Below are 8,264 nucleotides of genomic sequence, written 5' to 3' on the forward strand. Positions count from 1 at the left end.
CGCGAGCAGCGTCGCGCCCGTCCTGGTCCCCGGCGTGATCTTCTGGGTGGACGCGACCGGGCTCATCGGGCCGATCCGGTCCGGCACGTCCGCGATCTCGGCGGTCGCCACGCCGCGCACGTCGACCGGCAGGACCGGCTTCACGGGCAGCGAGACCGTGCCCGGCGCCGCCTCGGCCGGACGGACGCGCTCCGCGCCGACCTTCACCGGCGCGCTCTTCCCGGCCAGGCCCTGGACCTGGGGAAGCACCTTCTCCGCGGGGAGAACCTGCGACGCGCCGTTCACGGTCGGCAGGACGCCCACCTGCGGCAGGCCGGTGCCGTTCGGCAGCCCCTTCGACCTGGACATCGCGCCCCGGGCCGGCTGGTCCTGGAGGAGGGTCCCCACCAGCGAGGCGCCTTTGGGCAGCTCGACCGGGCCCAGCTTCGACGCGGTGCCGCTCAGCGACCGCGGGCTCCCCAGCACGGGGAGGCCACCGTCGACCGGCGCGCTGCGGCCGTTCACCTTGGGCAGCCCGGCGCCGCCCGGCAGGGCCTGCGTGTCCAGGAGCGAGACGGCCGCCGGCGCGCCGTCACCGTCGAGCGCGGTGCGCTGGTTCCGCCCCGCGGGCCCGCCCTGGGCCGGCAGGCCGTCGAGGACGGGGAGGGCGCCGACCGCGGGCGGGTCGATCTTCGAGCCGGGACGGGGCGCGGTGCCGGTCGTCCGGGAGTAGGGCTCGTACCCGCCGTTCCCGGGCTCGTCGCACACCGCGGAGGCCAGGCCGACCGCGGCGGCGGCGTTGCCGCACACCACGGCCGGGGCCTGGACCGGCGCGTTCGCCTGGTTCCCGGAGCCGGTGCCCTGGTCGCCGGACGTCTTCGACCCCGAGCCGTGCGGGCCCTCGACGAGGCTCTGGCCGTTGCACCCCGCCGCCGCACCGCCGACGACGGCGGCCGCGTTGCCGCAGACCTCGGCGGGAACGGAGATGGGGGCGTTGCCCTGGTTTCCGGACAGGATCCCCCGCGTCCCGGAGGTCTTCTGGTCGCCGCCGGAGCCGCTGCGCACGTGCGCGCCGCCCTCGCAGATCGCCCCGGCCTCCCCGACGAGGGCCGCGGCGTTGCCGCAGGCCGTCACCGGGATGCTGATCGGCGCGTTGCCCTGGTTTCCGGAGAGGATGCCGCGCACGCCGGAGGTGGTCTGCTGTCCCGTCCGGTGGCCGCCGTTGCGGACGGAGGCGCCGCCCTCGCACGCCGCCACCGCGTTGCCGACCGCGTTGCCGCAGACGTCCACGGGCACGCTGATCGGGACGTCGGCCTGGTTGCCGCCGCCGACGGCGCGGACGCCGGACGTCTGCTGCTTCGACCCGGTGTGCCCGCCGCTCTTGACCTTCGAGCCTCCCTCGCAGCCCGCGAGCGCCCGGCCGACCACGGCGACGCCGTTGCCGCACGCGTTGACCGGCGCGGAGATCGGGGCCTTGACCTGGTTGCCGCTCAGGACACCGGCCGTCCCGTCGGTGGTCTGGCCGCCCTTGCCGCTGCCCTTGACCTTGGCGCCGCCCTCGCAGCCGGCCTGCGACCCGCCGACGACGGCGACGGCGTTGCCGCAGGCGTTCACCGGCAGGGAGATCGGGGCGTTGACCTGGTTGCCGGACGCGACGCCGCGCTTGCCGGACGTCTTCTGGCCGCCGCCGCTGCCGCCCTGCTCGACCTTGGCGCCGCCGCGGGACGCCGCCTGGCTGCCGCCCACCAGCGAGACGGCGTTGCCGCTCACGTCGACGGGCGCGGAGATCGGCGCGTTGACCTGGTTGCCGCTCAGGACGCCGCCGTTTCCGGACGTGACGTCGGCGAAGGCGTTGACGGGGATGGCGCTGACGCCGAGGGCGACGAAGCCCGCGGTCAGCACGGCACGGGAGGTGCCCTTTGCCCACGTTCGCATGATGCTCCTAGGGGAGAGTTGGTGAAGGAAGAGACAGGTGCGTCTCGGGGGAAGGCCGCGCATGAGGGCACGGCGGAAGACCGGATCGGCGCGCCCGAGCCGCACGGGCACGCGTCCGGAGACTGGGGTCGGGAACTAGTCGGGTGCGAAGGAGGGCTCGTCCGCAGCGGTGCGGACGGCCGGTGGCACGGCGCCGAAGACGGGGCGCAGCGATGCCCGACGAGGTGCGGGGACAGGAGTCCCGGCAGAGGGGAACCCCGCGGCGACGCTGGACGCGATGAAGCCGCCGGTCGCCGAATGCGTGCCCGGCTTCTCGGGCGCCGGGCTCGGTGCGGGGTGGTGCCGGACGGCGACGTGGCGGGCGGCATGGCCGGCGCCGGGTCGCGTCCGGGAAAGGCTGGAAACAGCGGGCGCGGACGCCTCGCGGTGCGTCCCGGGCGCGGCGGCGACCTCGGTCACGACCGGCCTGGGCTTGCGCTTGACGGACGGCTCGACCCGAACCTCAGGCGGGGGCGGCGGCGCGTCGTGCGCGGTCTTCTCTTCACGCGGTTGCGGTGCCACGACGCCCACGACCTCGACCGGGGCGGCGACGCCGGGCGCCTCCCGCACGGGCCGGCGGTCGCGGACGGTCTGGACCGCGTCCCCCAGCAGGGGCGTCTTCTCGACGACCCCCGTGACGGGAGCGGTCGGCGGCTCGTCGGCGTGCGCGACCTGCGCCGCACACCCGAGGAGCCAGCCGGCGATCAGCAGCCCGCCGAGGACCAGCAGGCGCCGCACGGAACGCCCGACGGCGGCACGCCGCAGCAGGGCGGATACCGCCCCGACCCGCACCGCGCCACCTGCCACCGGACACCCTCCGCTGCGACCGATCCGTCCTCAACGAATGGTGACGATAGCACCACGGAAAGCTCTGGTGATGGCAAATTCAAGAGCGATCAAGGAATTTGTCGAGAACCCTCACGCCGAAGCGCAGACCGTCCACGGGAACGCGCTCGTCGACCCCATGGAACATTCCGGAAAAGTCCAACTCTGGGGGCAATTTCAGCGGCGCGAAACCGAAGCACCGCATGCCCAGAGTGGAGAACGCCTTGGCGTCCGTCCCGCCGCTCAGGCAGTACGGCACGGGCAGCGCACCCGCGTCCTCCGAGGTCAGCGCCGCCTCCATCGCCGCGACGAGCGCACCCTCGTAGTCCGTCTCGACCGCGCGGTCATGGTGGACGAAATCCCGCTTGACGTCCGGCCCGAGAAGTTCGTCCACTACAGAGAAGAATTCCGCCTCGTGCCCGGGAAGGAATCGTCCGTCCACCTGAGCGGTGGCGGTCTGCGGGATCACATTCGACTTGTAACCGGCATCCAGCCGCGTCGGATTGAGCGTGTTCCGCAGCGTCGCACCGATCATTCGCGCGAGCGGCCCGATCTCCTTAAGGCATTTTTCCGGATTTTCCGGATCGAACTCGACGCCGTACGCCATGCAGGCCCGCTCCAGGAACGCCCGCACCGACTTCGTCAGCCGCACCGGGAACTCGTGCGCTCCCAGCCGCGCGACCGCCGCCGCCAGCGCCGTGACCGCGTTGTCCGGATGCACCATCGACCCGTGGCCGGCCGTCCCCGAGGCGGTCAGGTTCATCCACGCGATGCCCTTCTCCGCCGTCTCGATGAGGTACATCCGCCGGTCCCCGGGCACCGTCAGGCTGAACCCGCCGACCTCCCCCACGGCCTCGGTGCACCCCTCGAACAGCTCGGGATGCTCCCGCACCAGCCAGTGCGCGCCCCACTTCCCCCCGGCCTCCTCGTCGGCCAGGAAGGCGAGCACCACGTCCCGCGGGGGCTTTCGCCCCTCCCGCAGGCGCTGCCGCACCACCGCGAGCATCATCGCGTCCATGTCCTTCATGTCGACGGCGCCGCGCCCCCAGACGCACCCGTCGGCGATCTCCCCGCCGAACGGGTCGCGCGTCCAGTCCTCCCGGCGCGCCGGCACCACGTCGAGATGCCCGTGCAGGAGCAGGGCGTCGCGCCCCGGGTCCTCGCCCTCGATCCGCGCGACCAGGCTGGCGCGCCCCGGATGCGACTCGAAGATCCGGGTCTCCAGCCCGACCTCTTCCAGCTTCTCCGCGACGTACTCCGCCGCCGCCCGTTCCCCCGGGCCCGAGTGATCGCCCGGGTTGCTGGTGTCGATCCGGATCAGCTCCTGGCAGAGCTGAACGACCTCGTCCTCGGCGGTCGGCTGCCGCACCACAATGATCACCTCGCGTCGCTCGCGTACCGTCCCATGGTGCCCCGTCGATCGACTTCGCCGCGACTCGCCACCTTTGGTATGGTGAACTCCGCCGCCGCAGCCCCGCTGCGGCCTGCGACCGGTCCGGGTGGCGGAATAGGCAGACGCGCTAGCTTGAGGTGCTAGTGCCCTTTACGGGGCATGGGGGTTCAAGTCCCCCCTCGGACACCAACCTTCTGTACACGTGGAAGCCGGGGTCACCCTGGCTTCCACTGGTCGTTTCTGGGCTAGTACGTCATCTTGAGCCCCGGCCGCGTAGAGATCCGCCTCCTCATCCCGCCGCCGGGGAAGGCCCGCTCCTCGTCCCGCCACGCTCACCCCAGCGCCGCAACACCTAGGGAAGCTCCTCCCACCACCAGGCGATCGAGGGAATCTTCGGAGGCTGGTCCGTTCCGGGCGGTGGCGTGTCCGACCAGGTGCAGGTGGTCCTGACGGCTCCGGGGTGCTCCCCGTCGGGGTTGCTGTAACGCGGCGTCGCCAGGCCCCATTCGATGTTGCCGCGCATGAGGTGGCCCAGGTTGGCGACATAGGGCCGGAGCCGTTCACTGGCGTGCGGCTCGACGTTGTCGCGGACGTCGACGAAACGGCGGGCGATGCGGTTGCACAGGTCCACCGCCTTGGCGATGGCCTCCTGAATCGTGCAGTGCTCGTGCGCTACGAAGACATTGACCAGGTTCAGCCCGCTCGGATTCCCGTCTCCATGGCGTTGTGTGAACCACAGGTCCTTGCCGAGCGAGTACAGATCGTCGCTGAAGGCGGCGTAGGTCGCCGCCATCTCTTGCAGTGCGGATACTTCGCGGGAGAACATCTCGCCCTCCGGGATGGGCGCGCCGAGCGCGATCTCGGCCCATACCAGCGTCGGATCGGCGGCGGCGAACACCGGGCGCATGGCGGTGTAGTCGTTGAGAGTCGGCACGGCGCCTCGGAGCCGGCAGTTGATCTCCCACGCGACCCCGAGCAGCCACGCGCGGTGCGCGTCCAGCTGGCGGCCGATCTGGGCGGGGGTGGCGTATCGCCGGAGGCGGTGCGCCAGGTCCTGGACGGGAGCGCGGAACGGGTCGTCGCCGGCCATCATCTCGCAGCCCGGATCCGCCAGCGTCCGCACGACGCGCGACGCGATGTCGACGAATCCCTGTGAGGCCCCGGTCACCTGGGCCTCGTCCAGAACATCGTCGAAGACGAACATGAGGTAACTCCAGTCGATGGCCATCTGGAGCCGTTCGGGCGCGGCGTCCGGGCAGATCCGGGCGAAGAACTCGGCGGCGTTGCTCTCCTGGACACGCCGCCACAGGCGCTCGTTCTCGTGGAATCCGTGGGCGGCCATCCAGTCGTTTCCGCGCTGTTCCAACTCGGCGAGCATCGGGTGTGTCCGGGTGCGCAGCGGACAGTACAGCGCAGGTATTTCAACGGTCAGGGCAGGATCGCTCATGAGGAAGATCACTCACTGGGGACGCGGATCGAGGACCATTCGCAGGTCGCGGGGGTACACGGTCGCGAGTGCGAGTGGACGCACGCGGCTCCCCGGGGCAGGGGTCAGCGACCAGTGGGCGGCGATGGTGGTGACGGTCACCGTCATCTCGGTCCAGGCGAACGCATCGCCCAGGCACACGCGGCGACCCGCCCCGAACGGCAGAAAACACTCCCGGGGCACGGGAGCGGACGATGACAGCCAACGACCGGGCACGAACCGATGAGGCTCGGGGAAGAGGTCGGGGTCCAGCTGCTGCGTGTGGGGGCTGAAGACGATCTCCGCTCCCCGGGGAATCCGTACACCTCCGAGGTCGATCGGCGATCGCGCTCTGCGCATCACGATCCAGATGGGATGGTGGAGCCGGAGCGTCTCGGTGATGAGGGCCCGCACGAAGGTCATCTCACCGACGTCCTCGAACCCGATCTGCCGGTCTCCCAGAACGGTACGAATCTCCGCGTGGAGCCGTGCCTCCAGCTCCGGATGCCGTCCGAGTTCGTAGAACAGCCAGGACAGGGTCAGCGCGGTGCTCTCGGTGCCCCCCACGAGCAACGCGATGACCTCGTCGTGGATCTCTTCGTCGCTCATGCCCTCACCCGTGCGCTCGTCCTTGGCCGCGAGCAGCATGGAGAGAATGTCGCCGTGGTCGCGACCGTCGGCCCGATACCTCGCGATCGTCTCGTGGATCGCCCGGCGCAGTCCCCGCGTCGCCTCGTCGAACCGGCGGTTGGCCGGCACGGGAAGCCGTTCGGCCAGCGGCGTCGGCGCGATGGTGCGCCAGCCGATCCCCGCGACGATGCGCGGGAAGTTCCGCTGGAACTCCGCGACGACCTCGCGGGCATGGTCGGTGGCGAACAGCGTGGCGGCGATGATCTTCAACGTCAGGTCGAAGAGCTCCCGCTGGACGTCGAGCACCTGCTGCGGCCGCCATTCCCCGGCCCGCCGCGCGGTCTCCTCGCTCATGACGCGGGTGTAACCGGCGATGCGGTCGCGGTGGAAGGCGGGCTGGAGCAGCCGCCGCTGACGCATGTGGAAGGCGCCGTTCGAGGTGAAGACGCCGTTGCCGATCAGGGGCCGGACCTTGTCGAAGAGCTTCCCCTTCTCCACGTTGCCCGCCTCCGCCACGAGAAGGTGATGGACGAGCGACGACGAGGTCACCACGTACACGGGAAGGCGGCCGATGGAGACGCGGACCACGTCGCCGTACGGTCGTAGTGACTCCATGAAGGCCAGCGGGTCACGCATCAGGGACAGGCTGTGGCCGATGACCGGCAGTCTTCCGGGTGGGCTGGGGATCCGGGTCGGCGGTGGCGATGGGATGCGCACGGCGGCTCCGTACAGTTGCGCAGCGTCAATTCGAGGCTGGACCGCTCCAAATGCGAACGGACAAGTAGCTCAGCGGTCAGCCCAGCCGATACCGACGATCTGGCGACACGGCACGGACAGGTGGTGACTGATCGGAGCCATCGGAGGTTCTTTGCACGACAAAGACTCGCAACAACGCACTCACACAATATTTATGAAAGCCACTCGTGTCAACGACAATCAACTCGCCGAGTGACAGGCACCCGCGCCCCCGGGGCCTTGTTCACCGCATGGCCGGGACGGCAAGCTGTGAGCCGACGAGAGGGGGCTGGCGATGGAGCGGGCCGACGCGTTGGTGCTGTTTGGGATCACCGGGAACCTGGCGTACAAGATGCTGCTGCCGGCGTTGTACCGGCTGACGGCGGACGGGGTGCTGGACCAGCCGGTCGTGGGGGTCGCCAAGACCGACCTCGACCTGGCCGGGCTGCGAAGTCGGGCCCGGGAGGCCTGCGAGGCCAAGTACGACAACGTGGACGACGCGGCGTTCAACAAGTTCGCAGGGAACCTGCGACTCGTCGCGGGCGACTACACCGACGGCGCCACCTTCGATGCGATCCGTCGCGAGGTCGGCGACGCGGGATTCCTCACTCACTACCTGGCGGTTCCTCCTTCGCTGTTCGCGACGGTCGCGGGGGGCCTGGCCAAGGTGGGCCTGAACAGGAACGCCCGAATGGTCGTCGAAAAGCCGTTCGGCAATGACCTGGAGTCGGCGCGGGCGTTGAACGCCGAGTTGCTGGAGTTCTTCGACGAGGACCATCTGAGGCGCGTCGACCACTTCCTCGGCAAGGAGCCGATCGAGGACCTGCTGATGTTCCGGTTCGAGAACATGCTCCTGGAGCCGATCTGGAACCGTCACTACGTGGACAACGTGCAGATCACCATGGCCGAGGACTTCGACGTCGCCGACCGCGGCTCGTTCTACGACGCCAACGGCACGATCCGCGATGTCGTTCAGAACCACCTTCTGCAGATCCTGGCGCTCCTGGCCATGGACCCGCCGCCGTCGACCGACGCCCGCGCCTTCATCGACGAGAAGTGGCGGGTGCTGCGCGCCGTCGAGACCGTCGCGCCCGGCGATGTCGTCCGCGGCCAGTACGACGGCTACCTCGCCACCGAGGGCGTCCGCGAGGGTTCGACCACCGAGACCTACGCGGCGCTGCGCCTGCGCATCAACAACTGGCGCTGGGCCGACGTCCCGTTCTACATCCGTTCCGGCAAGGCACTGGGCACCACCGACCTGGA

Annotated in this window: 6 protein-coding genes and 1 tRNA gene; 2 read left to right on the forward strand and 5 right to left on the reverse strand. The window is 70.5% G+C overall.

The genetic code is table 11. The annotated features are described in order from the left end of the window. The 3 genes from AB0C69_RS33335 to AB0C69_RS33345 form a co-directional block, all read right to left on the reverse strand. On the reverse strand, positions 1 to 1,914 hold a 1,914-nt coding region (locus AB0C69_RS33335; RefSeq protein WP_360358886.1), incomplete at its 3' end, for a chaplin. Between the two features lie 135 nt (positions 1,915 to 2,049). Beyond that, positions 2,050 to 2,760 (reverse strand): hypothetical protein, encoded by a 711-nt coding sequence (locus tag AB0C69_RS33340; RefSeq protein WP_360358888.1) that lies wholly within the window; start codon positions 2,758 to 2,760, stop codon positions 2,050 to 2,052. A gap of 79 nt (positions 2,761 to 2,839) precedes the next feature. After that, entirely contained in the window at positions 2,840 to 4,150 is a 1,311-nt protein-coding gene (locus tag AB0C69_RS33345; protein ID WP_360358896.1) for a M20/M25/M40 family metallo-hydrolase, read from the reverse strand. Between the two features lie 121 nt (positions 4,151 to 4,271). On the opposite strand from AB0C69_RS33345, the gene AB0C69_RS33350 reads away from it, so the two are divergent. Next, a tRNA-Leu gene (locus AB0C69_RS33350) sits at positions 4,272 to 4,360 on the forward strand. A gap of 163 nt (positions 4,361 to 4,523) precedes the next feature. On the opposite strand, the gene AB0C69_RS33355 is transcribed toward AB0C69_RS33350, so the two are convergent. Both AB0C69_RS33355 and AB0C69_RS33360 read right to left on the reverse strand, forming a co-directional pair. Next, positions 4,524 to 5,618: a hypothetical protein gene (locus tag AB0C69_RS33355; protein ID WP_360358890.1), complete on the reverse strand. Its 1,095-nt coding sequence runs from the start codon at positions 5,616 to 5,618 to the stop codon at positions 4,524 to 4,526. Between the two features lie 12 nt (positions 5,619 to 5,630). Beyond that, positions 5,631 to 6,983: a cytochrome P450 gene (locus tag AB0C69_RS33360; protein ID WP_360358892.1), complete on the reverse strand. Its 1,353-nt coding sequence runs from the start codon at positions 6,981 to 6,983 to the stop codon at positions 5,631 to 5,633. A gap of 313 nt (positions 6,984 to 7,296) precedes the next feature. Here AB0C69_RS33360 and AB0C69_RS33365 point away from each other — a divergent pair. Beyond that, positions 7,297 to 8,264 (forward strand): glucose-6-phosphate dehydrogenase (locus AB0C69_RS33365; RefSeq protein ID WP_360358894.1); only part of this gene is annotated, 968 nt, incomplete at its 3' end.

It is taken from the genome of Actinomadura sp. NPDC048032, assembly GCF_040653175.1.
Lineage (GTDB): Bacteria > Actinomycetota > Actinomycetes > Streptosporangiales > Streptosporangiaceae > Spirillospora > Spirillospora verrucosospora.

Excerpts from the sequence above, each read along its gene's own strand:
- AB0C69_RS33355 (WP_360358890.1), bottom strand. The coding sequence starts at position 5,618 with ATGAGCGATCCTGCCCTGACCGTTGAAATACCTGCGCTGTACTGTCCG.